We start from the raw sequence: 23,848 nt of genomic DNA, 5'->3' as shown, positions 1-23,848 counted from the left end.
CAGTGCCGGGGAACCGGCACTGCCATCGAGTAGCCCTGGAGGTCGTTATGCAATGGTTACCTGTGGCGGCCCTGTCGGGCGCCCTGTTGCTGGTTGGCGGCTGTTTCGACCGAGACAATGGCCACCCCGGCAAAGACGACGCCGACACCACCAAGCCGTCCCTGCAAATGCAACAACCCAGTGAAAAGCCCGCCCCCCAACCTGCGCCCGATCCTGAACCGATGCCAGGTCAGAAACCCAGCCAATAAACGCGCATGAGGAAAACGGCATGACGGTCATGACACGCAAGACCGCCGCGACAGTTCCGGCCTCACTGGCCACAACCAGCCTGCAACAGCGTTACGAAGCCTTGCTGGCAGGCACTGATAACGCTGGCGCGCAATGGTTGAATGAGCAACTGGAGCGTGCCCGGCACTTGCCGGATGACCTGCCAGCCGACCCCGTGGAGCTTGAAGCCTGGGGCGCGCGCCACGCCGGGCAAGTAGCTCAAGGTTTTGCCGCCTACTTGGCACAACGCCAGCAAGGTGGGCCACGCCGCTATTTTGCCACGCGCGCGCAAGCGCTATGGTTCCTGCAACAGGTGGCACCGACCAAGGCGGTGGATGGTGCGTGGTTGCACAGTACCTTGCGGCATTGGGCAGACCCACGCTACCACGGGTTGATCCGGACCTACCTGGAAGAATTGGGCAGCGGTGATGTGCGCTGGAACCATGTGGCGATCTATCAGCGGCTGATGAGCCGCCTGGGTTGCCTGGAACCGTTGCAACTTGAAGACGAACGCTATTTGCAGGGTGCACTGCAGCTGGCACTGGGTCGCTACGGTGAGGACTTCCTCCCTGAGCTGATCGGTTACAACCTCGGCTACGAACAACCACCGCTGCATTTGCTCATTACCACCTATGAACTCGCCGAATTGGGCATCGACGGCCAGTATTTCCAATTGCATGTCACGATCGACAACGCCGCCAGCGGTCACGCCCACCTGTCAATCCAGGCCTTGCGCCAACTCAGCCCGCGCAGTGACCCCTCCGGGTTCTACCAGCGAGTACGGCACGGCTACCGCCTGAATGACCTTGGCGTGGATACACCCACCCTGGTCAGCCTTTTCGACCTTGAAGCGGAATTGGTGCAGGCCTTGGAACAGAAGCGCCAGTTTGGCCAGTTCATGCATTCAGACCGGTGCCGGCTGCAGGGGCGCACCATCAACCAATGGCTGGCGGAACCTGGCGCAATGCCGCACTTTCTGCAGGCGCTGCAGGCGCAGGGCTGGATTCGCCGCGGTGAAGAACCCGCGCAAAGCCGCTGGTGGGCACTCGTGGATGGGCCGTCAGCACCTATGTACGGTGTGTTCACCGCCTATGAAAAGCAGTTGTGGCACGACTGGATCGCAGCAGGTTGGCAGTCGCGGGTTCGTCGCGTGCTACCCGGAAGCTGGCAGTTGCCGGCATGCGCCGATGATGCGGCCGTGGATGTCGACGCGCATGATATTGATGCGCTGATCGCACGCATGGCCGGCAACCACCACGCCACGCCTGAAGGGCTGCGGGCCACCCGTGCCTATCTGCAGGCCACAGGGATGATCCAGGAGGCACCGCGCTAATGGTCAGCGACCCTCAACGCCTGGCCAGTGACGGTGCATTATTGCAATTGGGCCGGCGCCTGCGCGCCGATGGCTATCGGTTTACCTGCGTGACACCGGCCACCCACGCGCGGGTCATGGCCCGCTGCGCAGGCGAGCAGGGACGAACGCTGCGGGATGTGTTCGGCTGGAGCAGGCCGTTCAGCGCCGGACTGCTCAGTGGCGATCAAATGGCCCAGCTGGAGCACGCGGGCGTCCTCACTGCTGCTTCTGGTGATGTGTGGCGTAGCACCATACGCTGGTCCACGCTGGATGACCTGATACTGGTCCACTCCGCGTACCCGACCGAGGCCGCGGACGCGGTGTTCTTCGGCCCAGACAGCTACCGCTTCGCCCAGGTTATCCATGACCACCTGCGACACACCCCCAACCGGGTTGAGCATGCCGTAGACATTGGCTGTGGAACCGGCATTGGCGCCTTGCTGATCGCGCGGGCGGCGCACCATGCGCAGGTTTCTGCGGTGGATATCAACCCGCTTGCCCTGCGCTACACCGCCGTGAATGCAGCGTTGGCTGACGTCAGCAATATTTCGGTGAAGCACAGTGACCTGCTGGACGATGTGCCCGGCAACTTCGACCTGATCGTTGCCAACCCGCCCTACATGCTCGATGTGGGCGAGCGGACCTACCGGCATGGCGGTGGCGCCCTGGGGGCCGCGTTGTCGTTGCGGATTGTCGAGCAGGCTCGTGAGCGGCTGACCCCGGGCGGCTCGTTGCTGTTGTATACCGGTGTGGCGATTGTGGACGGCCATGATCCCTTGCTCGAGGCTGTTCGCCTGCGTCTGGCCGGCACCACGTGCTCTTGGGTGTATCGGGAAATCGACCCTGATGTGTTCGGAGAACAGCTGGCTGAGCCGGGTTATGAAGCCGTGGAGCGGATAGCCGCCGTAGCCCTGACGGTTACCCGCCTGTAGAAGTGGTACGGCGCACTTGCAATTGGCCGGGGTTGCCCGACAATGGCGCGCCCCTTGCCGCCACACGGACCACCCGCACCATGATGCTGACCACGCAATTCCCTGATATCTCCCTGGAGGACACCTTGTTCGTCTTCGCCCTTGAAGCCGAAGCGGGCGAGGTGTTCCGCGAAATGAACACCGTGTTCACCGGTATCGGCAAGGTCAATGCCGCTATCGCCCTGACCAAGGCTATCGCTGTGCGCCGCCCCAGGCTGATCGTCAACCTGGGTTCTGCTGGCAGCCAGCGCCACGGCAAAGGCGCTGTCGTGTGCTGCAACCGTTTCGTGCAGCGCGACATGGACGTGACGCCGTTGGGTTTCGCCCGTTACGAGACGCCACTGGCGAATACCCCGGTGCTACTCGAACACGGTGCGGCCATACCCGGCCTGGCCCTGGAAACCTGCGGCAGTGGCGACAGCTTCGAAACCAACCACGGCGATGCGCCTTACGATGTGGTCGACATGGAAGCCTACGTGCTGGCCTTGATCGCCCGCAGCGAAGGTATTCCGTTCGTGTGCCTGAAGTACATCTCCGATGACGCGGGCAGCGAGGCTGCCGGTGACTGGGCCGTACAGGTTCACCTGGCGGCCGAAGCGTTCAAGCGTGTGCTTTTCAGCGCGCTCTGATTGCCGACCATTGGTGGCCGTGGGGCAATGCCATTAAACCTTCGTCACCCAGCGCAGTCACTGTTGGTATCGGCAGCCAACTTTGGAGCAGTGTCATGGCTCGGGCAATCTGGAAAGGCGCTATCAGCTTCGGGCTCGTGCATATCCCCGTGGCCCTCAACACTGCGGTGCGCACCGAGCGGGTAGACTTCGACTGGTTGGACAAGCGCAGCATGGAGCCTGTGGGCTACAAGCGCGTGAACAAGGTCACCGGCAAGGAAATCGACAAGGACAACATCGTCAAAGGCGTGGAGTATGAAAAGGGCCGCTATGTGGTGATCAGCGAGGAGGAAATCCGCAAGGCTCGCCCTGATGCCACCCAGACGATCGATATCTTCTCGTTTGTCGAGGCTGGCGAAATACCCCTGCAGCACTTCGATACCCCGTATTACCTCACCCCCGACCGGCGCGGCGGCAAAGTCTATGCATTGCTGCGCGAGACGCTGGAAAAAACCGGCAAGGTGGCGCTGGCCACGGTGGTACTGCACACCCGCCAGCACCTGGCGCTGCTGCGCCCTCTGGATGACGCGCTGGTGATGATCACTTTGCGCTGGCCCGAGGAAGTACGCGGGCTGGAGACCCTGGAGCTGGACAGCAGTGTGACCGATACCAAGGTCGACAAGCGCGAACTGGACATGGCCAAGCGGCTGGTCGAAGACATGAGCGGGCCGTGGAAGCCCGAGGACTACCATGACGCCTTCCGCCAGACCATTCTGGACCTGGTGGAAGAAAAGGCCAGCAAAGGCAAGATCGCTACAGTTGAGAAAGGCAAGGCCGCCAGCGCCGAGAAAGGTGCGGACATCCTCGACCTTACCGAGCTGCTGAAACGCAGCCTCGGCGGCAAGAAGCCGGCGAAGAAGCCGCGCAAGGCTTCCTGAGCGAAGCCCCGCAAGCGCTTCGATCAAACCAGAGCCTGCAGCCCCGCCAGGTAATCGCCAAAGCCTTCCCGGGCGCGGCTGTCACGGCGGCTGCTGGTGGCCACGCTGTGCCTGGCCGTCCAGACGATCTGCGCGCCACTGGCTTGCAGGTCGCTGACCAGTTGCACGTCTTCATGGGCGGCCAAAGCCTGGAAGCCGCCGACTCGCGCATAGGCGTCGGCGCACACGCCCAGGTTGGCGCCATGAATGTGCCGGTGGCCCTCGCGCTGTTCGTAGCGGCTTTGATAGAGCTGGCGCAGGGCGGCCGTCTGCCACGGCTGCCAGTATTCGACGTGTACCGTGCCACAGACAACCTCGGCACTGCAGGCCAGCTGCGACAACAACCAGTGCCCCGGTACCCGGCTGTCGGCATCGGTACAGGCCAGCCACCGCGCACCACGGTCGACCATGTGCGCCGCGCCCACCCGCCGGGCCATACCAACACTGCCAGCCTCCACCTCCAGCACCTGTACACCAAAACGCCGCGCCACGGCGGCGCTGCCATCGCTGCAGCGGTCGAGCACGACCAGCACCTCGACCCGATGGCCAGCCTGCTGTGCCTGCACGGCGGCAATCAGCACCGCACGCAGGCAACGGCCGAGGCGGCGGGCTTCGTTGTGGGCCGGAATCACGACGGCGATCATGGGCAAGTCTCGTCAAGGTCGACCACACTGGGCTGGGCTGACCAGTACTCGAGCACGAAGTCCGCTTCATCATGCTGGAACAGTTTGTACAGGGGCAGGTGGCGGGCCAGCATGCGATGCACTTCACGCCCATCCTGCGGGCAACCGACAATGGGGTGCTTCCAGTGGCATGCCAGCAGGCCGCCGTCGTAAGACAGGCTGGCGACCGCTTGTTCGATGACTTGCAGCCAGTCGGTGGGGTCCAGGTAGTAGCCCACCTCGCTCAGCACGATCAGGTCGAAGCGCCCACCAGGCCAGTCTGCCGGGAGCCGCGCCAGTTCCACAGACGCATTGTGCACCTGAGCCAAGCGTTCGCGGGCCAGCCCCACGGCGGTGGGATCGAGGTCCTGGCATAGCAGTTCCCCGCTGCGTTCGGCCAGCAGTGCACTTAACTCGCCGTTGGCACAGGCTGGCTCGAATACCCGCTGGTAGCATTGACGGGGCAGGCTGGCCATGACCAGCTCGCGCTTGCGCTTCTCGTACCAACGGGTGCGAAAAGCCCACGGGTCTTCATTGGTCGCATACAAGTCGGCGAAATACTGTGGGTCGAGGCTCATGACAACTCCAGTCAAAGGAACACCAGTTCGAAAGGTTGCAGCAGGCAATCCAGCAGGTTTGCCGGTAGCACCGGCGGCCGCTCACCGTCTGCCTGCAACTGGCTGGCATGGGCGGCGAGGGCCTTGCGCTTGCGCGCCAACCGGGCTTCATCCAGCTGCAGGCGGTGGGCACGGGGCCAGGGCAGGCGAGGGTCGTCGGGTTGCGCCCAGTGCCAGGCCCAGACCGGGACCTCGGCCAGTTGCACTTGCCGCGCCAATGCCGCGTGGGCGGCGGCGCGCCCGACGGCCTCGTGGTCGCAATGACCGTCATTGCGCCAGGTAGCCATCAACAGGTCGTCCGGGTGCAACAATTGAGTCAGATGGCTGACGAGGAACGCTTCCTCTCGCGGCAATTGGCCGTCCTTGAGGTTGAGCCGGCGCCAGTCCACGCGGTTCGGGTCCAGGTCAAGCTGCTGCAATGCCAGGCGACTTTCCTGGGGGCGTTGGCGACGCAGGCGATGCTCGCTCCACTGGGTTGAGCCAGGGTGGCTGCCTTCACCATCGGTTGCGGAAATCAGCACCAGGTCGGCTTCACGGCCTTTGAAGCTGCTCAGCAGGCCGCCTGCCATGAGGATTTCATCATCCGGGTGGGGCGCAATCATCACCAGGCGGCGCCCAGGAGGGCAGAGCCGGGCGGGGTCGAGCCATGTGGCCCGGGCGAGGTGGGCCGCCTGCTGCCAGTCGACCCAAGGGGTGCCGCTGCTGGCCTGGATCAAGTTCTCACTCATAGCTGCCACGCTCCTGCCGGCACCTGCGCCAGCTGTTGGCCCAGCGCTGCCAGGTCACGCTCCGCGTGGCTCTGGCGCAGATACACTGGTAAATCGGCGCTCAAACGGGCGAAGTGGCTGTTGCGGCAGAACGGTGTGGCACCCAAGGCCCGCCCGACATGGCTGATGACCTGGTTCACGGCCTGCTCGACCTGGGCACGGGTGCGCCGCACTTCAAAACTGGCATCTGCACCCGGCTGCCGGTCGATCCAGGCGGCGCATTCACGCAGCGCCGCACGCGCACCATACAAAGCGGCGTCCACCGCCCCGAGGTGGGCATCGGCATGCGGGTCGGGCCGCGGCTTGCGGCAATATTCGCGCAAGTAGTCGGCCAGGGCCTCGGCCGCACCATACCAGCACGCGGCGATACCGCCGCCGCCGTGCCAGAAACCAGGGCGCGCCAGGTACTGGCCAGGTTTGCCGATGAGCGTCGCCGGGGTGTTGTCGAAGGTGACCTCGACGCTGGCCGTGGTAGCCATGCCCACGGCTTGCCAATGCTCGATGTTCAGCCCCTGGTCAGGCTGCGACAGTTCGATGGCGACCAACTGCTGCTGACCCTGCTCATCCCAGGCCGTGAGCAATGCCCGGTCGATCTGCAACGCCCCGGAACACCAGGCTTTGGTGCCTTGCAAACGTACCCTGTCGCCGTCGAGGGAGGTTATGACCGCGCGGGCATCAGGTGGCTCGGCGGCCCACACGCCCCAAATGCCCTCTGCCACGTGATGTGCAGCTGCGCACTCCGCCAGAATCGCCAAAGCATCGGTGTGCCCTTCATACAGCTTGGCCAGGGCCAGGTCGCAACCCGCCACGCGGGCCAACGTCTGCCAACGGCGCAAGGTATTGCCCTGGCCTGGCAACGGCAGCAGGTCCAGGTGGTCGGCCTGCAGCGCCTGCATCAGCTGAGGCAACTGAGTGTCGAGGTTGAGGGGCTGTTGACGATCACCAAATGTACGCAGTAGGCGGTCGAAATGGGTCAGGTTGAAGTCCTGGACGATGCTCATGGGCGGGTCTCCTGATGCGTGGCCACTAGGCAAGCCCCAGCTGTTTGCGCATGCGCGCCGTAATGGATTGGCGGACCTTGCCCAGGTCCGCCCACGGGTCGTCGACCTCTGCCAGGCGCGCGGGCAGGTTGGCGATGTTCCATTGGTTGGCGGCTTTGAGCGCGGTCAGTTCCTCACGCCAGATGGGCACCGACACCGGCAGGCCTTCCCGTGCACGCAGGGAATAGGCACACGCGGTTGTTGCCCCCCTGGCGTTGCGCAGATAGTCGATGAAGATGCGCCCGATGCGGTTCTTGGGCCCTGAAACAGCGCTGAGGCGGTCCGGAAACAGCTTGGCCAGGTACTCGACGATGGCATGGCTGAAGGCTTTGACCTCGTCCCAACCCGCGCGGCGGGTCAGCGGTACCACCAAGTGTATGCCCTTGCCGCCGCTGGTCTTGATGAACACTTTCAGGCCAAGCTCGTCGAGCAGGGTGAGGGTGAGTTGAGTGGCTTCCAGCATAGCCTTCCAGGGCAGCGCGGGGTCAGGGTCGAGGTCGAGCACGAAGCGGTCGGGCTTGTCGAAGTCCTTGTCAGTGGCATTCCAGCTGTGCAGCTCGAGCATGTTCATCTGCACCGCGCCCAGCAGGGTATCGGCGCGGTTGATGACCATGGCCGCCTGGCCGGCCTGGGCCTTGTCGTATTCGAGCACATTGGGCAGGTGCAGCTGGCTGGCGTTCTTCTGGAAGAAAAGCTCACCGGCCAGGCCATCGGGTGCCCGCACCAATGCCACCGGGCGGTGCTGGATCTGGGGTAGCAACCACTGGCTGACGGCGGCGTAATACTCGGCCACATCGCGCTTGGTCACGCCCGTGGTAGCGTCGATCACCCGGTCAGGGTGGGTAAGGTGCAGGTCCTCCGAAAGTGGCGCTGCTTTGCCGCGTTTGCGGCGGGGCGTTGTGTTGGTGGGCATGGGGCGTTCCAGGTCGATGGCGGTGGCGGGCTTGTCATCGCGCAGGCCATGGAAGACCGAATGGCGCACAATGCCGTCCCGGGTCATCTGGGCATACGCCACTTCAGCCAGCAGCTGCGGCTTCAGCCAGTGCACACCGCGGGCTTCTGCGCCGCTGGGCGGGCGGGCCACGGCGGGCTTGGCAATTTCAAGTGGCTGCAGGCGCGTATGGATGCTGGCCAGGGTGGCAGCCGTGAAGCCGGTACCGACCTTGCCGGCATAGCGCAGCTCGCCATTGTCCGGGTCGTGCAGGGCCAGCAGCAGGGCCCCGAAGCCGCTGCGGCTGCCTTTGGGGTCGGTGTAGCCAACCAGCACGAACTCCTGGCGGCGCTTGCATTTGAGCTTGATCCAGTCCGCGCTGCGGCGGCCGCTGTAGGGGCTGTCTGCACGTTTACCGATCAGCCCTTCGAGTTCCAGGCGGCAGGCGCTGGCCAGCAGGGCGTCGACCGGTTCGTCGAAGTCGGCGGAATATTTGAGTACGTCTGACGCGTCGTGATCGAGGAGGGTTTTCAGCGTTTCGCGGCGATCCTGTAGCGGTGCGTGACGCAGGTCCTGGCCACCCAGAAAGGGCAGGTCGAATACGTAGTAAGTGATGTGCTCGTCCTGCTCGGTGTCGAAGGCGTTCTGTAACGCCTGGAAGTCCGCTGCGCCATTTTCGTCAGCCACTACCATTTCGCCATCCAGCCAGGCCGAATCGATGCCCAGGGCGCGCAATGCTGCGACTTGGCGGGGCATCTTGCTGCTCCAGTCATGGCCGTTGCGGGTGAATAGCCGCACATCGTCGCCGTCGATACGAGCCAGGATGCGATAGCCATCGAACTTGACCTCATAGCGCCAGTCGCCCTGGGGCGGCGTGTCCACCAAGGTGGCCAGCTGTGGCTGCAACTGGTTCGGCAATGCGGCTTGGCGAACCTTGCCGGGGCGCTTGCGCGTAGCCCGCGGCTTGGTGGCGGCTTGCCTGGCTGCCGGCTTGCGGGGGATCAGGGTGCGGTCACTGAGCACACTGTCGGGCTGCGCGTCGACGATGCTGTACTCGGCTTCGCTACGGGCCTGGGCATCGTGGGATTTGACCAGCATCCATTGTTCTTTCTTGCCCGCCAGGTGGGTGCGGAACAGGTTCCACACCCCGGACAGTTTTTCGCCTTGCAAACGAAACTTGAGCTTGCCCTTGGCATAGCCCTCATGGGCGTCGCCCTCCGGCTCCCAGATGCCGCGATCCCAGACGATGACATCGCCAGCCCCGTAGTGGCCTTCAGGGATGTGGCCCTCGAAATCGGCATAGTCCAGCGGGTGGTCCTCGACGTGCACGGCCAGGCGGCGCACGTTCGGGTCCAGCGACGGGCCTTTGGGGATCGCCCAGCTCTTCAACGTACCGTCCAACTCCAGGCGGAAATCATAATGCAGGTGGCTGGCGTCGTGTTTCTGAATGCAGAACTGCAGCGCATGGGCTTTTTTGCCACGGCTGCGTTTGCCACTGGGCTCGGGCGTTGCGTTGAAGTCGCGCTTGCGCGCGTATTCCTGCAGGGGCTTGGCCATGTCCGGCTCCGGGCAAATCGCACTCTGTAGAGGTGGGAGGCGCCGGGCAGGCAGGGAGTTCAAAAAACTCTGAATCTTCGGCCACCCGATGCAGTCGACCGAATGCAGCCAACTGACGGAGAACGTACATGGCCCGAACAGAAGATCCTAAGCCCTACACCCCAACCGAGATCGACGACACCGAGGACCGCATGGGCAGCGTGCACGAACTGGACTTCGATGAGCGCCTTGACGAACGCCAGGGGCGAGTAGGGGACGAGCGCCCGGCGAGCGAGATCGAGCGCGAATTTCCACCAGAGCGTGTTGCCGAAAGCGGCATGACGGGTGGCGAAGCGCTGAGCGACAGCCTGCATGAAGACAACGTCACCTACGACGACCTGAGCCCGGATACGCTGCTGGATGAAACCGGCGCCCGTGACCCCCACGAGCCCGGCGGCGGCGTCGGCCCGGCTGACATGGACCTGCGCGAAGTGGATGCCGACGAAATTGGTGGCGGCTTTGGGCTGGATGAAGCCGAGCTGGCACGTTCCGCACCGCTTGACGGGGAACCCTGGACCGATGATGTGATCGATGACGAGGAGAGCAGATCATGAACCAGCAACGTTGTGCCTGTACCGACTGTTCCTGCACCGTGGATGCCAATGCCTTGCAGCGTGACGGCAAGGCCTATTGCTGTGAGGCCTGCGCCAACGGCCATAGCCATGGCGAGGGCTGCAGGATGCAAGCCTGCCATTGCAGCGAAAAACCGGACGAAAATGCCGTAGACAATGCGCTGGATGAGACCTTCCCGGCGAGCGACCCGATTTCCCCTTGAGCTCGCCTTGTTGGCGCGGCACCACGCCGCGCCGACGTTAAGCGCGCCTGCCCCGCACCATCAGGTTTGCACCGAATTGTCGCGCTGGCGCATGGCCTTGGCGCGCTTCTCAAGCACCAGATAAGTCACGATCGCAACCACCAGCGGTATCAGGTAGTACAGGGTGCGATAGCCCAAGAGCGCGGCTACCAGCGTGCCCTGCGCCATCTGCCCGTGCAGCAGGGCGAGGAACACCGCTTCCAGCACACCCAGGCCCGCCGGGATATGTGCAACCACGCCTGCCACGCAACTGATCAACAGGATTCCGAGGATGGCGGGGTAGAAGGCGTCGCCCGGCAGCAACCAGTAAATCAGCAGCGCCATCAATGCCCAGTTGCTGGCCCCCAGCGCTACCTGGCAGAGCGCAAGGCGCAGGGTTGGCAAAGTGACTTCGTGCTCGCGCCAGCGCCACGTGCGCTTCTTGGCCAGGCCACAGGCCAGCAGATACGCCGCGGTGATTGCCAGCAACAGCACGCCGATCAGGCGCAGCCCTGTGGTGCCCACAGCCCAGTTGCCCGGCAGTTCGACCAGACCCAGGGCGAACACACTGCCGGCCAGCAGCATATAGCCCATCCAGTTGGTGAGCAGGCCCAGCGTGAGAATGCGCGTGATGGTGGGGGTATCGAGCCCAAGGCGCCCATACAGGCGGTAGCGCAAGGCAACCCCGCCGACCCAGGTGGTGAAGTTGAGGTTGAACGCGTAGCACACGAAGGCGACCGGCAGCACTTGCCGGGCGGGCAGCTGATGACCGGTGTAGGCGCGGGCCAGCAGGTCGTAGCTGGCGAACGTCAGGTAACTGCACACCGCAATTGCCAGGCCGATCACCAGCGTTCCAGGCTTGTAGGCGAGCAGCGACTGGCGCACTTCGTTCCAGTCCAGGTTGCGCGCCAATTGGTACAGCAGCACAGGGATCAGGATCAGGAACGCTACCGTCAATACGCGCTTGGCCCAGGTTTGCCAGGTTGTCCGTGCCATCAGGTATTGCCCTCGTGCAGGTCGCCGGCCGGGGCCTCGACGTCTGGCTGCAGCGAACGCAGCCGTTGGCGGTGTGCGGGCAACCAGCCGGCGATGCGCGGGAAAAGGCGCGCCGCATGGAAGCAGGCGAAGATCAGCGGTGCCCGCCACCAGTAGCCACGGATCATGCGTTCCAGAGTCACCGGCTTGCACTGCTCGTGCGCAAGTGACTGCAGGTGCTCCCCGAGCAATTGGTTGAAAGCGCGGTCGCGGATGAACAGGTTGGCTTCCAGGTTCAGCGACAGGCTCAGCGGGTCGAGGTTGCTGGAACCCACGGTCGCCCACTCGTCGTCCACCAGCGCCACTTTGCCGTGCAAGGGCCGCTTGCAGTATTCATGAATGACCACGCCATCACGCAGCAGGTAGTTGTACAGCAACCGCGACAGTGCACGGACCCAGCGCATGTCTGGCTGCCCCTGCAGGATCAGGTGCACAGCCACCCCGCGGCGGGCAGCGTTGCGCAACTCGCGCAGCAGCCGGTAGCCGGGGAAGAAGTAGGCATTGGCCACTACGATACGTTCTTTGGCACCGCGAAACGCCTGCAGGTACTGGCTTTCGATGGCTGTCCTGCGCACGCCATTGTCACGCTCTACCAGCACGGCGGTGGTGGACCCGGCGGGCTCGGTCAACGGCCGCACGGCGCTTGGTTCCTGCAGCACCGGCGACATCAGGCGCTTGCTGGCGGCATGCACCTGTGCCACCACTGGGCCGGTTACCTCGACGGCATAGTCCTGCTTGGCCATGGGGCCGAAGTCGCCCAGGTGATCGGCGCTGTAGTTGATGCCGCCAATGAAGGCCCGCTCGCCATCGATGACCACGATCTTGCGGTGCAGGCGCCGGAACAGGTTGGTACGCATGCCCACCAGGCGCGGCTGCGGGTCGAAGGCGTGGAAACTCACGCCGGCATCTGTCATGGCCGCGATGAACGGCGCGGGCAGGTCGCCGGTACCGTAGCCGTCCACCACCACTTCGACACGCACGCCGCGGCGGGCCGCGTCGATCAGCGCCTGCTGCAGTTGTCGGCCGACCTTGTCGTCGAAAATGATGAAGGTTTCCAGCAGGATTTCCTCCTGGGCACGGGCCATGGCCTCGAACACACAGGGGTAATATTGCTCGCCGTTGATCAGCAACTTGATATTGTTGCCCTCTACCCAAGGTCTGTTCACAGATGAATCTCCGCGGCCAATGGTGCGTGGTCGGAAAGGTGCGACCACGGGTAATTCGACAGTACCTGGGCAGCGCTCGGCATGGCGTTGCGCAGGTAGATGCGGTCAAGGCGCAGCAGCGGCAGACGCGCCGGGAAGCTGCGTGCCGGAGTGCCGAAGCGCTCGCCGAAGGCCTCTACCAGGTGCTCGCCCAACACGGCATCTGCCTTCAGGCGCCAGTCGTTGAAATCGCCGGCGACGATGACCGGTGCTTGCGGCGGCAGGCTGGCCAGCAGGTCGAGCAAGAGTTGGATCTGGCTTTGCCGATGCGCTTCGCGCAGGCCCAGGTGCACACAAATGGCGTGCACCTGGTCGTGCCCTGGCACCTCGAGTTGGCAATGCAGCAGGCCGCGTTGTTCCTTGCCTTGCACCGACACATCGAGGTTGTTGAAGCGCTGGATGGGAAATTTGGACAGCAAGGCGTTGCCGTGGTCACCCTGCGGATACACGGCATTCCGGCCATAGGCGAACTGGGGCCACATGCTGTCGGCAAGGAATTCATATTGCGGGGTATCAGGCCAGGCCGGGTGGCGCAAGGCATGTTGCTGATGGCTGCCATGCACTTCCTGCAGGAACACCAGGTCTGCGCCGGTGGCACGAACCGCTTCACGCAGCTCAGGCAGGATGAAGCGGCGATTGAAGAAGGTGAACCCCTTGTGCACGTTCAGCGTGAGCACGTTCAAGCGGCGCACGGCGGTGGACTGATCGGTGCTGCGCGGCAAAGCAGTCATGGGTTCGTTCACAAGGCCACCTCCGGCACCACGCCCGGTTCGGTCATCAGTTCGTGGTCCAGCGACAGCTTCTGCAGCAAACGGCGGGCGTCGTAGGGCGCATGGACCTTCTGGTCATTGTCGAAGTAACAGTACACGTCACGCGCCGCGCGCCGAGGTGGCGGCCCCGGCACGATCAGGCGCGCGTCGTCTGCCTGGCCGCCCTGGCTCCAGTGCAGGATGCGCTGTTTCCAGCGGCGTAACGCACGCGCGGTGTAGCCACTGCTATAGAGCTCCACGTCGCCGTGCAGGCGCATGTACACGAAGTCTGCGGTGACATCTTCGGCATGCGGCCACTTGCCGGCACTGTCCGCAACCACCAGCGCAACACGGTGCTTGCGCAGCAGCTTGATGAACGCCTCGCAAAGAAAACTCTCGTGGCGGACCTCCACCGCGTGGCGCAAACGTACATTACCGGTGATTGCAAGGCCGCCACTGTCCCGCAGGCGTTCGGCACAGCCCTGTGCGCATGCGCGCGCAGCTTTGCGGTCACGTGGCAGCAACTGCAGGAACCGGGCAAAACGCTCTTCGTCAAACTTCATGTTCGGTGGGAACTGCCACAGGAACGGCCCCAGCTTGTCGCCTAGCAGTAGCGGGCCAGAGGCGAAGAAGTTGGCCACTGGCTCTTCAACCTCCTTCAGGCGCAGCACATGGGTGATGTAACGTGGCCCCTTGACCGCGAAAACGAAGCCATCCGGCGTTTCATCACGCCAGCGCAGGTAGCGCTCTGGGGTTTGCAAGCTGTAGAACGAGCCGTTTATCTCGATGCTGTTCACGGCCCGCGAGGCGAACGCCAGTTCATCGTCCTGGCGCAGGCCCTTGGGGTAGAAGTCCTTGCGCCAGGGGCCATAGCGCCACCCGGAAATGCCGATGCGGATATCGCTCACGCCGTCGTCCTCATCACCGGTTCCTTGTTCGGTTACTGTGGTATTGCGACTGGCGCAGAGGGCCAAGGGTTCACCGCGTGTGATCAACGGGAACGGCCACTGACAGGTTGAACTTTGCCCGCGCAGACGATTCCACCGGGTAAGCGCCCCAGGCGCGCGAGCCCAGGAATTGACCTGCCAACCCTGGAGGCAAGCATGGCCAGACACATCATTCATTTCACCGGGCCGATCAATTCGTCGACCTGTGGCAACCTGATCAATACCTGCTCAAAGGCATTGCAGCAGGGCGCCGAGGTGCTGCAACTGAACATCGCTACCATGGGCGGCGAGTGCAGCTACGGCTTTACCTTGTACAACTTCCTGCGGGCGCTGCCGGTGCCGGTGCATACGCACAACCTGGGCACCGTCGAGTCCATGGGTAATATCCTGTTCCTGGCCGGGGAGTGGCGCACGGCATGCAGCTACAGCAAGTTCCTGTTCCACCCGTTCCACTGGACCTTGCACGGCTCGGTCGACCATTCACGCATGGCCGAATATGCGATGAGCCTGGATTACGACCTGCAGCTGTACGCGCAGATTGTGGCCGAGCGCACAGAAGGTGCGCCCGAGGTGCTGGACGTGCCGCGCTACCTCATGGCGTACCCGCGAATTCTGGGGCCGCAGGAAGCACTGCAAAGCGGCGTGATCCATGCCATCGACGAGATGCCGATTACGCTGGACATGAACCAGTGGAGCGTGCACGCCTGAGGTTCATGCCGGCCGACCATCAGTAAGGCACCGTGCCGATCAAGGTTTCGATGGCCTCCACCAGTTCGTCGTAGCCGACCGGCTTGTTCAGGTGCCGGTCGAAGCCGGACTGGCGTGACTTGTGCTGGTCTGCGCTGGCACCGTAGCCGGTGAGGGCAATGGCCGGGGTGTGGCGCAGATGGGCGTGGCTGCGCAGCGCCTTGATCAAGGCATGGCCATCCAGCACCGGCATGCCGATGTCGGAGAGGATGATGTCGAACGCCTCACCGGAGGCCACCTCCAGCGCCTCGCGGGGGCGGCTGAAGGCGCGCACGCTGGCGTTTTCCATTTCCAGCAGCTCTTGCATGATCTCCAATACCTCTACCGAGTCATCCACCAGCAACACGCGCACGCCGTGCAGCCGGCCCTCCCGGGACTGCTCTGCAGGATTGGCGCAAGGCGGCGACTGCACGTTGCACAGGGGCAGGCAAACGGAGAAGGTGCAGCCCAAGCCCAAGCCGGCCGAACTGGCCTGCACGGTGCCGCCCTGGGCTTCGACCAACTGGCGTACCAACGAAAGGCCGATGCCCAGGCCTTCACGGTTCTGATTGGCCAGCTGGGGAGCCTGGCTGAACAGGTCGAAGATGTGCTCCAGGCTGTCGGGGCTCAAGCCTACGCCCTGGTCAATCACCTGCAGGCGTGCCTGTTGATCGTCACGGCTCAACACCAGGCGTATCTCACTGCCTGCCGGGCTGAATTTCAGGGCATTGTTCAGCAGGTTCCAGATGATCTGCTCCAGGCGCGTGACATCGCCTTCGATCATCACTGGCAAGCCGTCGGCAGGCAGCTCCAGGCGCACCAGACAGGGGTGTTGCTCAGCCACCACCACAGCGTGGATGCCGCGCAGGATGGCGCCAAGGTCTACCGGCTCGGTCTTGAGCTTGAGCTTGCCGGTACGGATGCGTGCCACATCCAGCAGGTCATCGATGATCCTGGCCTGGCTGCCAACCGCCTCGCAGATGGTGGCAACGGCCTTGCTGGCGTTGCCGATCTGCTTGATCGAGGGCAGGCGGCGGAGCATTTCCGCATTCAGCTGAATCAGGTTCAGTGGGTGCTTCAGTTCATGCGACATGATGGCGAAGAACTCATCCTTCATGTGGCTGGTGGTTTGCGATTCCGCCAGTTGCTTGCTCAAGCGTTCTTCGCCCAGGCGCACATGCTCTTCGGCAGCGTGGCTGCTGCTGATGTCGATGAAGGTCAGGACGGTGCCGTCGATTTTCTGCTCGCTGGAGCGGTAGGGCAGCAGGCGTGCCAGGTACCAGTGGTCGCGCTGGCCGCCAACTTCCCGCTCGATAACGGCCTCACCCTGGGCCACGGCGCGGGCATCATCAGCCATGGCCGGGTAGTCCAGGCGGTGCGTGATGTCGAGCAATGAGCGGCCGGTATCGACCGGTAAAATGTTGAACAGGTCGGCGGCGCGCGGCGTGAACCAGCGGATATGCAGGTTGCGGTCGACGAACACGGTGGCGATTTCGGTGCAGGCGATCAGGTTGCTCAGGTAGTCGTTGACCTTGTCGGTCTCTTCCACCTTGTTCTTCAACTCGTAGTTGACGGTGAGCAACTCCTCGTTGATGGACTGCAGCTCCTCCTTGCTGGTTTCCAGCTCTTCGCTGGCCGAACGCAGCTCTTCGTTGATTGCCTGCATTTCTTCGTTGGAGGCCGTGAGTTCCTCGCTGGATACCTGCGACTGCTCGATGGTTTCCTGCAGCTGCAGGCGGGTACGCTGGAGTTCACGCTCCAGGTTGTGCAGGACCATGCTGTCGGTCTGGCGGATGACGCCCGGCAGTGGCAGGGAAGGGTCGGGCACCCGCTGCTCGAACACCACCAGCAGGCAATCGCCGTTGTGCACGTCGTCCTTGTAAGGCTGCACGGTGATTTCCACCTGCAACGGCTGTTGGCCATCGCCCAGGTCGACCGGCCGGGAGGTGACCGCTTCGGTGCCTTGGCGCGCCTGGAACAGCGTACTGCGCAGCGCCAGGCGCAGGCTCGGCAGCACCAGGCCGAGCAGATTGCGGCTGGGCTCGCCGCCGCCCAGTTGCAGGAAGCGCCCGACACCCTCGCTCATGTGCAGGATATTGCCGTCCACATCCGCGATCAGGCTGGCCGGCATGCGCAGGGCCAGCGCGCGGTGGTGCAGTTCGGCATAGGAGGGCTTGCGCCCGGGCTTGACCTTGGCCAACGGGTCCAATGGCAGGCTGGCGCCAGTGCTGCCAGGCACCTGCCGCTCGGCGCGGCGCCCGGCATTGCTGACGTCACGGGCGCGGAAGATACGGTTACGCTTGTCCACCGGCGCGAACAGTTCACCCACCACGTCGGCTGACTCGGACGAGCCCAGGAACAGATGGCCGCCAGGGCGCAAGGCAAAGTGGAACATCAACAGGATGTCGCGTTGCACTTCGCGGTCGAGGTAGATCAGCAGGTTGCGGCAGACAATGAGGTCAATTTGCGAAAAGGGTGGGTCCGACAGCAGGTTGTGGCGCGCGAACAACACTTTTTCGCGCACTTCCTTGCGCACCCGGTAATGCTGGTCTTCCTTGACGAAGAACTGGCGCAGCCGGCTGGGCGGCACATCGGTCACGATCGCTTCGGAGTAAAAGCCGGTACGGGCGATGCCGATGGCCCGCTCATCGAGGTCGGTGGCAAACACCTGGACCTTGCGGTTGCGCTGCTCCAGCGCAAGTTGCTCACAGATCAGCATGGCCAGGCTGTAGGCCTCTTCGCCGGTGGAGCAGCCGGCCGACCAGACGCGGATCTCGTCATGGCCGTCGACGGGGTCATGCTCGCTGGCCAGCTGGGGCAGCACGTGCCGCTCCAGGGCCTCGAAGGCTTCGCGGTCGCGGAAGAAGTTGGTCACGCCGATCAGCATGTCTGCCAGCAACGCCGTGGACTCGGCGGGGTTCTGCTCGAGGTAGTGCAAGTAGCCGGCGAGGTTGCTTTGCCCGGTCACGTGCAGGCGGCGTTCAATGCGCCGCAGCACGGTGGCGCGCTTGTAGTGCTGGAAATCGTGCCCCGTGTTGCTGCGCAACTGCAGGAGGATCTCCTCCAGCAGCGGCTCGCTGGCCTGCGCGTCGCCTACGCGGGTGCCCAGCGCCGGGGGCAGGGTGTCATCCTCGATTTCCGGCAACCTGACCTGGCGGGCGTTACGCCACAGCTCCAGCAGCTTTTGTGGCATCTCGGCCACGGGCAGCACCAGGTCGACCATGCCGGTTTCGATGGCAGCCCGGGGCATGCTGTCGTACTGGGCATCGTCCGGGGTCTGAACCAGGGTCACGCCGCCTTGCTCCTTGATCCGCGACAGCCCCACGGCACCGTCGGCGCCGGTGCCCGACAACACCACGCAGAATGCATGGTCCTTGTGCACGTCGGCCAGGTCGCGGAAGAACAGGTCAATGGCCACGTGGTCGCCACGGCGGCGATTGGCGGGGGTCACGCGCAGGTAGCCGTCATTGGTCGAGAGGCGATTGGCCGGGGAGATGACATACACATGGTTACGCTCGATCGGCACCGGCTCGGTGACTTGGCGCACGGGCATCTGCGTGGTGGCCTGGATGATCCGGTCGGCCACGCTCTGATGATCCGGCGACAAGTGCAGCACCACCACGAACGCCATGCCGCAGTCGCTTGGCATATGCCGGAACAGCGTGCAGATGGCCTCCAGGCCACCCGCGGAGGCACCGATGCCCACCACCGGAAAGTCCAAGTGGCTTGGGCTGAGTGCAGGGTTTTGCGGCGCGGCGGGTTGCTTGGGCGAGGACTTCATCGACGGAGCCTTGTACAAGAGCCTTACGGGCGGTGCGTGACTGTGCAGTCACACCTGGATAGTGGGGCGATTATAGGCCGCTACCCTGCAGTTGTGACTGCTGCATGAGCGATAAAGTGCGCCCCGCCTGCAAACGGGGCGCAAATAGTTGGCCTGCACGTGTTTCGGGCCACCGGTCAGCTGCCGTCAAAACGTGTGAGCCAAGCGGGCAATTACAGGTTCGGAATCTGAACATGGCAACCTGGGGTGCGTGCACTGTATGAACGCACAGGTTGTGCGACCGCCTATTCATCGCAAGGAGAAACTACATGGCACAAGATCAGGAAAGTACCCGCCAGCGCGGCGGAACCAAAGAAACCAACCCGGGCAATTTCGCCAACGACCGTGAGCGGGCATCGCGCGCTGGGCACAAAGGCGGCCAGGCGTCGGGCGGCAACTTCGCCAATGATCGCCAGCGGGCATCGGAAGCCGGACGCAAAGGTGGCCGGAACAGCCACGGCACACGCAGCGAGTGAAGGTACTGCGCGAGCGGTAGTGTGCCTGTAGGCGTGCACCGCTCGGGCGCCGCCGGTGCCTGTCGATCGATATTTTTTGAATCTTCTGCTGCTGCCCCGATCAATCAGGGAGTCATCCACGGAGAAGAGGAGGCCCCTGCGATGCCTGCCCCACAGCTGTTCATCATCGATTACCAACTGCATGGTCAGCCGCGCAGTTTCATCATTCGCCTGGACCGCCTGGACAATGCCGAAGCCTGGCATTGGGCAAGTTGCGATGCGGGCATTGGGATCATCCCCAAATTCGGGCGGGAAAAGATCAGGAAGGTCAGCCGCCCGATGGCTGAACGGTATGGGATTACTGCGGTGAGCTGGCGCCTGTCGGGGAGCAAACCGAATCAGTCGGTGGGCGACCCTGCGGCCATTGTCAAGCGGTAGCGCAGGGGCTGCTGCGGTTCCCTCCGCCCCCAGATAGCCCCAGTTCCGAGTACCGATTTGCTGAGAAATGAGGGGAGCGGCCTGCAGCCGCTCCCCTCGCATGCTTCTGACAACTTTCGCGTTACAGCACCTTGTCGAGTGTGATCGGGAACTCCCTCACGCGTTTGCCGGTTGCGTGGTAGATGGCGTTCGCCACTGCGGCAGCCACGCCGACCACGCCGATTTCGCCCACACCCTTGGACCCCAGCTCATTGACGACATCGTCGTGCTCTTCAACAAAGAACACGTCGATATCACCACAGTCCGCGTTCACCGGGATGTGGTACTCCGCAAGGTTGTGATTGACGATGCGACCCAGGCCATGGTCGGTCAAGGCCTCTTCATGCAGTGCCATGCCGATACCCCATACCACGCCGCCCAGGATCTGGCTGCGGGCCGTTTTCGGGTTGACCACGCGGCCCGCCGCCACGGCGCTGACCACTCGGGTGACCTTGATCATGCCAAGGTCTTCGTCGACCTGGACTTCGACGAACACCGCCGAGTGGGTCGCCGTGGAAAACGGTTGGCGCCTTGCACCAGGCTCAGCGTCGATTTGCACTTCGAACTGCGCGCCGGGGGCACTGGCGACGATATCTGCCAAGGCCACGCGAAAACTACCCGCGTGCAGGTAACCATCCGCGAAGACGATGTCCTCCCGCGCTGCGCTCGCCACTTGCGGATGCACCTTGCGGGCATGCTCCAGCACCTTGGTACGCAACACCTGGCAAGCCTGGCGCACGGCCGAGCCAACCGACGATACCGTGAACGACCCGCCCTGCAGGGGCGCGGTGGGCAGGGACGAGTCACCTAGCACGAAGGTGACATCCTCCACGCTGACGCCCGCAGCGTCGGCTGCAATCTGGGTCATGACGGTGTAGGTGCCGGTGCCGATATCGGTGGTGGCGCTGCTGACGGTGAGGTGGCCTTTGGCATCCAGGCGCGCTTTCGCGCTGGCCTTCATTTGCATGGCCTCCCAGACGCCGCCCGCCATTCCCCAACCGACCAACTGGTTGCCAGTGCGCATGCTGCGCGGTTGCGGGTTGCGGTGCTGCCAACCGAAACGCTCACTGCCTTGCTGGTAGCACGCCAGCAGTTCCTTGCTGGAGTAGGGCTTGCCCTCGTTGCCGTTGTTGGCGGCAAAATTACGCCGGCGCAGCTCTACCGGGTCGATATCAGCGGCACAGGCAAGCTCATCCATCGCGCACTCAAGCGCAACCACGCCTGAACCGGCCCCAGGGGCACGCATGTCCAGGGGCGTGTACACATCCAGCGAGGCCAGGCGGTAGTTGAGTTCAACGTTGTCGCACTGGTAGAGCATGCCGCTCCATTCCACCAGGTGCTCGGTGAAGTCTTCGAAGCGCGAGGTCTGCCCCAGCCCATCGTGACCGACCGCCAGCAAGCGCCCATCTGCAGCTGCCCCCAGGCGCAAACGCTGCTCGGTGCGGGGCCGGTAGCCGAACGTGAACATTTGCTGGCGCGTCAGGGTGACGCGCACAGAGCGCTGAAGATGCAGCGCCGCCATTACTGCCAGGGGCAGCTGGTACTGCGGGCGCAGGCCCGAGCCGAAGGCACCGCCGACGAAGGCTGCGTGCACACGGATCTGGGCCTTGGGCAGGCCGAACACCTTGTGCAGGTAGTCCTGGCAGTTCTGCGTGCCTTGGGTCTTGTCATGAATTTCCAGGCTGCCGTCGGGCTTGTAGTGCACGGTGGAGGCGTGGGGCTCCATCGGGTTGTGGTGCTCGTTGGCAGTCAGGTAGGTAGCATCGACCTGCACGGGTGCCCCAGCGAAACTGCCAGCGAAGTCGCCACGCGGGGCCGGTGTTTCTGCCGGCGCCACATGCGACGCCTTGGTAGCGCCCAGGTCTGTCTCGTGAGGTTCCTCGGCGTATTCGATCCGGATCAATGAGCCTGCATACCGGGCCACCTCCAGGGTGTGCGCCACCACCAGCGCCAGGGGTTGCCCGCTATACAGCACTCGATCGTTGAACAGGGGCCGAAAGGGCGCGCCCTCAGCTGCATCGGCGTCGCTGTAGTCATCGTCATAACTGGAAATATGCGGACGGTGCCCATGGTCGAGCACCGCGACAACGCCGGGTACGCCCAGCGCCTCGGTAGCGTCGATGCGCAGTACACGGCCGCGGGCGATGGTACTGGACACCACGCTGCCATGGAGCAGGCCGTCTTTTGGGTATTCGCCCGCATAGCGTGCCTGGCCGGTGACTTTAGCCACGCCATCCACGCGATCCAGAGGGGTACCGACTACCGATTTGTTGTTGACCATGGTCATGCCCCCACACCAGCGGCACGGTGCGCCGCGTCAGTCAATGCACGCACGATTGCACGCTGCGCCAGTGTTACTTTGAAACCGTTGTGGCTCAGCGGCTGTGCGCCTTGGAGCAGCGCCTGTGCGGCGTTATCGAACAGCGCCTCGGAAGGCACCTGGCCAACCAGCAGGCTTTCCACCGCCGGGTCGCGCCATGGTTTGTGCGCTACACCGCCCAGCGCCAGGCGGGCGTGCTGAATCACATCGCCATCCAAGCGCAAGGCCGCAGCGACCGACACCAGCGCAAACGCGTAGGAGGCTCGGTCTCGAATTTTCAGGTAGCGGTAATGCTGTTCGAACAGCGGTGGCGGCAGCTCTACGGCCGTTACCAGTTCATCGGCTGCCAGCTGGTTATCACGCTCCGGATTGTTCTCCGGCAGGCGATGGAAATCTGCGAACGGGATCTGGCGTTTACCAGCCGGTCCCTCTACGTGCACCACGGCTTCGAGTGCTGCCAGTGCTACGCACATGTCGGACGGATGAGTGGCCACACAGGCTTCACTGGCGCCAAGAATGGCGTGTATGCGGTTGCGGCCGCTACGAGCAGGGCATCCGCTGCCGGGTTCACGTTTGTTGCAGGGGGTGCCGGTATCGTAGAAGTAGTAACAGCGTGTGCGCTGGAGCAAGTTGCCGCCGGTACTGGCCATGTTTCTCAACTGCGGTGAAGCGCCCGCCAGGATAGCCTGTGACAGCAACGGGTATTGTTGCTCGATCATCGGGTGCCAGGCCAGGTCGGCATTGCTGACCAGGGCACCGATCATGACGCCACCGTTGGCAGTGGGGTGCAGCCCATCCAGCGCCAAGCCTGAGATATCGATCAGGCGCTCGGGGCGGACCACGTTTTCCTTCATCAGGTCGACCAGGTTGGTGCCCCCGGCAATAAAGCGCGCGCTGTCGCCAGCCAGGCTCACGGCTTCGCTGACTGACGCAGGCTTGTGGTAGCTGAAGGGCATCATGGCTTCGCCCCCCGTTGTGGTTGATCCGGGTGTGCCATCAGCGGCTGGGCTTCTTCGATTGCTGCGACGATGTTGCCATAGGCGCCACAGCGGCAAAGGTTGCCGCTCATCTGCTCGCGAATGGCCTCGCGGCAGTCGGCACGTCCTTCACCCACAAGCCCGACGGCAGAGCAGATCTGCCCAGGTGTGCAGTACCCGCACTGAAACGCATCGTGGGTGATGAAAGCCCGTTGCATAGGGTGCAGCACGTCGCCGCTGGCCAGCCCCTCGATGGTCACCAAGTCTGCGCCGTCGCACATGATGGCCAGGGTCAGGCAAGCATTGACGCGCTTGCCGTCGCGCAACACCGTGCAGGCGCCACATTGGCCGTGGTCGCAGCCTTTTTTGGTACCTACCAGGTCCAGCTGTTCACGCAACAGGTCGAGCAGGGTGGTCCACGGGTGGACTGCCAGTGTTCGTGGCTGACCATTGAGGGTCAGGCAGATGGGGTGTTCTGCAGCCCCATTGGAAGAGAGCGCGCTCATGGAAGGTCCTCACGGTCAGGGTTCACGCAGTTGGCTGCGTCTTTGTTG

Annotated in this window: 23 protein-coding genes; 10 read left to right on the top strand and 13 right to left on the bottom strand. The window is 63.7% G+C overall.

Translation table 11 applies throughout. The features are described from left to right. Positions 1 to 47: 47 nt before the first annotated feature. The 5 genes from L1P09_RS13135 to ku all read left to right on the top strand — a co-directional run bounded on the left by L1P09_RS13135 (position 48) and on the right by ku (position 4,138). Positions 48 to 248 (top strand): hypothetical protein, encoded by a 201-nt coding sequence (locus L1P09_RS13135; protein ID WP_009686901.1) that lies wholly within the window; start codon positions 48 to 50, stop codon positions 246 to 248. A gap of 20 nt (positions 249 to 268) precedes the next feature. Continuing rightward, positions 269 to 1,600 (top strand): iron-containing redox enzyme family protein, encoded by a 1,332-nt coding sequence (locus L1P09_RS13130; RefSeq protein ID WP_192440074.1) that lies wholly within the window; start codon positions 269 to 271, stop codon positions 1,598 to 1,600. Further along, positions 1,600 to 2,553, top strand: coding sequence for a methyltransferase (locus L1P09_RS13125; RefSeq protein WP_192440073.1), 954 nt, complete (start codon positions 1,600 to 1,602; stop codon positions 2,551 to 2,553). The genes L1P09_RS13130 and L1P09_RS13125 overlap by 1 nt, the downstream gene beginning before the upstream one ends. 80 nt (positions 2,554 to 2,633) lie before the next feature. Then, positions 2,634 to 3,221 carry a 5'-methylthioadenosine/S-adenosylhomocysteine nucleosidase family protein gene (locus tag L1P09_RS13120; RefSeq protein WP_029886193.1) on the top strand — a complete coding sequence of 196 codons (588 nt, stop codon included), beginning with the start codon at positions 2,634 to 2,636 and terminating at the stop codon, positions 3,219 to 3,221. Positions 3,222 to 3,316: 95 nt separating this feature from the next. Next, positions 3,317 to 4,138, top strand: coding sequence for a non-homologous end joining protein Ku (gene ku, locus L1P09_RS13115; RefSeq protein WP_235767714.1), 822 nt, complete (start codon positions 3,317 to 3,319; stop codon positions 4,136 to 4,138). Between the two features lie 23 nt (positions 4,139 to 4,161). On the opposite strand, the gene L1P09_RS13110 is transcribed toward ku, so the two are convergent. Genes L1P09_RS13110 through ligD form a run of 5 tightly spaced genes read right to left on the bottom strand, consistent with a single transcriptional unit; the run spans position 4,162 to position 9,751 of the window. Then, positions 4,162 to 4,821, bottom strand: coding sequence for a glycosyltransferase (locus tag L1P09_RS13110; protein ID WP_054904698.1), 660 nt, complete (start codon positions 4,819 to 4,821; stop codon positions 4,162 to 4,164). Further along, positions 4,818 to 5,417, bottom strand: a complete 600-nt coding sequence (locus tag L1P09_RS13105) for a class I SAM-dependent methyltransferase (protein ID WP_054904697.1) — start codon at positions 5,415 to 5,417, stop codon at positions 4,818 to 4,820. Before L1P09_RS13105 ends, L1P09_RS13110 begins: the two co-directional genes overlap by 4 nt. Positions 5,418 to 5,428: 11 nt before the next feature. Further along, positions 5,429 to 6,184, bottom strand: a complete 756-nt coding sequence (locus tag L1P09_RS13100) for a PIG-L deacetylase family protein (RefSeq protein ID WP_235767713.1) — start codon at positions 6,182 to 6,184, stop codon at positions 5,429 to 5,431. Beyond that, positions 6,181 to 7,224, bottom strand: a complete 1,044-nt coding sequence (locus L1P09_RS13095; protein WP_235767712.1) for an acyl-CoA dehydrogenase family protein — start codon at positions 7,222 to 7,224, stop codon at positions 6,181 to 6,183. Before L1P09_RS13095 ends, L1P09_RS13100 begins: the two co-directional genes overlap by 4 nt. Before the next feature lie 25 nt (positions 7,225 to 7,249). Then, the gene (gene ligD / locus L1P09_RS13090) at positions 7,250 to 9,751 is read right to left on the bottom strand and encodes a DNA ligase D (protein WP_235767711.1); all 2,502 of its coding nucleotides are present in this window, start codon (positions 9,749 to 9,751) and stop codon (positions 7,250 to 7,252) included. 128 nt (positions 9,752 to 9,879) lie between these two features. Here ligD and L1P09_RS13085 point away from each other — a divergent pair, with 128 nt between their 5' ends. Both L1P09_RS13085 and L1P09_RS13080 read left to right on the top strand, forming a co-directional pair. Continuing rightward, positions 9,880 to 10,344, top strand: a complete 465-nt coding sequence (locus L1P09_RS13085; protein ID WP_192440071.1) for a phosphotransferase system, HPr-related protein — start codon at positions 9,880 to 9,882, stop codon at positions 10,342 to 10,344. Then, the gene (locus L1P09_RS13080) at positions 10,341 to 10,565 is read left to right on the top strand and encodes a metallothionein (RefSeq protein ID WP_009686889.1); all 225 of its coding nucleotides are present in this window, start codon (positions 10,341 to 10,343) and stop codon (positions 10,563 to 10,565) included. Before L1P09_RS13085 ends, L1P09_RS13080 begins: the two co-directional genes overlap by 4 nt. Before the next feature lie 60 nt (positions 10,566 to 10,625). On the opposite strand, the gene L1P09_RS13075 is transcribed toward L1P09_RS13080, so the two are convergent. The 4 genes from L1P09_RS13075 to L1P09_RS13060 are packed head-to-tail and all read right to left on the bottom strand — an operon-like array spanning position 10,626 to position 14,480. Beyond that, entirely contained in the window at positions 10,626 to 11,579 is a 954-nt protein-coding gene (locus tag L1P09_RS13075; RefSeq protein WP_197879207.1) for a lysylphosphatidylglycerol synthase domain-containing protein, read from the bottom strand. Then, the gene (clsB, locus tag L1P09_RS13070) at positions 11,579 to 12,784 is read right to left on the bottom strand and encodes a cardiolipin synthase ClsB (protein ID WP_235767710.1); all 1,206 of its coding nucleotides are present in this window, start codon (positions 12,782 to 12,784) and stop codon (positions 11,579 to 11,581) included. Before clsB ends, L1P09_RS13075 begins: the two co-directional genes overlap by 1 nt. After that, positions 12,781 to 13,554: an endonuclease/exonuclease/phosphatase family protein gene (locus L1P09_RS13065; RefSeq protein ID WP_033691360.1), complete on the bottom strand. Its 774-nt coding sequence runs from the start codon at positions 13,552 to 13,554 to the stop codon at positions 12,781 to 12,783. The genes clsB and L1P09_RS13065 overlap by 4 nt, the downstream gene beginning before the upstream one ends. An 8-nt stretch (positions 13,555 to 13,562) precedes the next feature. Next, positions 13,563 to 14,480 carry a DUF72 domain-containing protein gene (locus tag L1P09_RS13060; protein ID WP_054904691.1) on the bottom strand — a complete coding sequence of 306 codons (918 nt, stop codon included), beginning with the start codon at positions 14,478 to 14,480 and terminating at the stop codon, positions 13,563 to 13,565. Between the two features lie 195 nt (positions 14,481 to 14,675). On the opposite strand from L1P09_RS13060, the gene L1P09_RS13055 reads away from it, so the two are divergent. Further along, a complete protein-coding gene (locus L1P09_RS13055; RefSeq protein ID WP_054904690.1) occupies positions 14,676 to 15,227 on the top strand; it encodes an ATP-dependent Clp protease proteolytic subunit in 552 nt (183 codons plus the stop codon). Between the two features lie 19 nt (positions 15,228 to 15,246). On the opposite strand, the gene L1P09_RS13050 is transcribed toward L1P09_RS13055, so the two are convergent. After that, entirely contained in the window at positions 15,247 to 19,026 is a 3,780-nt protein-coding gene (locus L1P09_RS13050) for a CheR family methyltransferase (protein ID WP_235767709.1), read from the bottom strand. A gap of 308 nt (positions 19,027 to 19,334) precedes the next feature. Between L1P09_RS13050 and L1P09_RS13045 the strand changes: the two genes are divergently transcribed. Both L1P09_RS13045 and L1P09_RS13040 read left to right on the top strand, forming a co-directional pair. After that, positions 19,335 to 19,541 (top strand): con-10 family general stress protein, encoded by a 207-nt coding sequence (locus tag L1P09_RS13045; RefSeq protein ID WP_054904688.1) that lies wholly within the window; start codon positions 19,335 to 19,337, stop codon positions 19,539 to 19,541. A 141-nt stretch (positions 19,542 to 19,682) separates the two neighbouring features. Then, the gene (locus tag L1P09_RS13040) at positions 19,683 to 19,958 is read left to right on the top strand and encodes a DUF6555 family protein (protein ID WP_235767708.1); all 276 of its coding nucleotides are present in this window, start codon (positions 19,683 to 19,685) and stop codon (positions 19,956 to 19,958) included. A gap of 121 nt (positions 19,959 to 20,079) precedes the next feature. Here the strand turns inward: L1P09_RS13040 and L1P09_RS13035 are convergent, their stop codons facing one another. Genes L1P09_RS13035 through L1P09_RS13025 form a run of 3 tightly spaced genes read right to left on the bottom strand, consistent with a single transcriptional unit; the run spans position 20,080 to position 23,800 of the window. Further along, a complete protein-coding gene (locus tag L1P09_RS13035) occupies positions 20,080 to 22,284 on the bottom strand; it encodes a xanthine dehydrogenase family protein molybdopterin-binding subunit (protein ID WP_390898614.1) in 2,205 nt (734 codons plus the stop codon). Then, entirely contained in the window at positions 22,281 to 23,276 is a 996-nt protein-coding gene (locus tag L1P09_RS13030; RefSeq protein ID WP_054904687.1) for an FAD binding domain-containing protein, read from the bottom strand. Before L1P09_RS13030 ends, L1P09_RS13035 begins: the two co-directional genes overlap by 4 nt. Continuing rightward, on the bottom strand, positions 23,273 to 23,800 hold the full coding sequence (locus L1P09_RS13025; protein WP_054904686.1) for a (2Fe-2S)-binding protein: 528 nt from the start codon (positions 23,798 to 23,800) through the stop codon (positions 23,273 to 23,275). The genes L1P09_RS13030 and L1P09_RS13025 overlap by 4 nt, the downstream gene beginning before the upstream one ends. Positions 23,801 to 23,848 lie beyond the last annotated feature (48 nt).

Origin of the sequence: Pseudomonas juntendi, assembly GCF_021560075.1 — a bacterium.
In the GTDB taxonomy this organism is placed as follows: domain Bacteria; phylum Pseudomonadota; class Gammaproteobacteria; order Pseudomonadales; family Pseudomonadaceae; genus Aquipseudomonas; species Aquipseudomonas juntendi.
Note: the sequence above shows the minus strand (reverse complement) of the source record. Positions and strands in the feature narration are given on the sequence as shown.

Coding starts and splice junctions, on each gene's coding strand:
- L1P09_RS13135 (WP_009686901.1), top strand. CDS start 48: ATGCAATGGTTACCTGTGGCGGCCCTGTCGGGCGCCCTGTTGCTGGTT.
- L1P09_RS13130 (WP_192440074.1), top strand. CDS start 269: ATGACGGTCATGACACGCAAGACCGCCGCGACAGTTCCGGCCTCACTG.
- L1P09_RS13125 (WP_192440073.1), top strand. CDS start 1,600: ATGGTCAGCGACCCTCAACGCCTGGCCAGTGACGGTGCATTATTGCAA.
- L1P09_RS13120 (WP_029886193.1), top strand. CDS start 2,634: ATGATGCTGACCACGCAATTCCCTGATATCTCCCTGGAGGACACCTTG.
- ku (WP_235767714.1), top strand. CDS start 3,317: ATGGCTCGGGCAATCTGGAAAGGCGCTATCAGCTTCGGGCTCGTGCAT.
- L1P09_RS13110 (WP_054904698.1), bottom strand. CDS start 4,821: ATGATCGCCGTCGTGATTCCGGCCCACAACGAAGCCCGCCGCCTCGGC.
- L1P09_RS13105 (WP_054904697.1), bottom strand. CDS start 5,417: ATGAGCCTCGACCCACAGTATTTCGCCGACTTGTATGCGACCAATGAA.
- L1P09_RS13100 (WP_235767713.1), bottom strand. CDS start 6,184: ATGAGTGAGAACTTGATCCAGGCCAGCAGCGGCACCCCTTGGGTCGAC.
- L1P09_RS13095 (WP_235767712.1), bottom strand. CDS start 7,224: ATGAGCATCGTCCAGGACTTCAACCTGACCCATTTCGACCGCCTACTG.
- ligD (WP_235767711.1), bottom strand. CDS start 9,751: ATGGCCAAGCCCCTGCAGGAATACGCGCGCAAGCGCGACTTCAACGCA.
- L1P09_RS13085 (WP_192440071.1), top strand. CDS start 9,880: ATGGCCCGAACAGAAGATCCTAAGCCCTACACCCCAACCGAGATCGAC.
- L1P09_RS13080 (WP_009686889.1), top strand. CDS start 10,341: ATGAACCAGCAACGTTGTGCCTGTACCGACTGTTCCTGCACCGTGGAT.
- L1P09_RS13075 (WP_197879207.1), bottom strand. CDS start 11,579: ATGGCACGGACAACCTGGCAAACCTGGGCCAAGCGCGTATTGACGGTA.
- L1P09_RS13065 (WP_033691360.1), bottom strand. CDS start 13,554: ATGACTGCTTTGCCGCGCAGCACCGATCAGTCCACCGCCGTGCGCCGC.
- L1P09_RS13055 (WP_054904690.1), top strand. CDS start 14,676: ATGGCCAGACACATCATTCATTTCACCGGGCCGATCAATTCGTCGACC.
- L1P09_RS13050 (WP_235767709.1), bottom strand. CDS start 19,026: ATGAAGTCCTCGCCCAAGCAACCCGCCGCGCCGCAAAACCCTGCACTC.
- L1P09_RS13045 (WP_054904688.1), top strand. CDS start 19,335: ATGGCACAAGATCAGGAAAGTACCCGCCAGCGCGGCGGAACCAAAGAA.
- L1P09_RS13040 (WP_235767708.1), top strand. CDS start 19,683: ATGCCTGCCCCACAGCTGTTCATCATCGATTACCAACTGCATGGTCAG.
- L1P09_RS13035 (WP_390898614.1), bottom strand. CDS start 22,284: ATGACCATGGTCAACAACAAATCGGTAGTCGGTACCCCTCTGGATCGC.
- L1P09_RS13030 (WP_054904687.1), bottom strand. CDS start 23,276: ATGATGCCCTTCAGCTACCACAAGCCTGCGTCAGTCAGCGAAGCCGTG.
- L1P09_RS13025 (WP_054904686.1), bottom strand. CDS start 23,800: ATGAGCGCGCTCTCTTCCAATGGGGCTGCAGAACACCCCATCTGCCTG.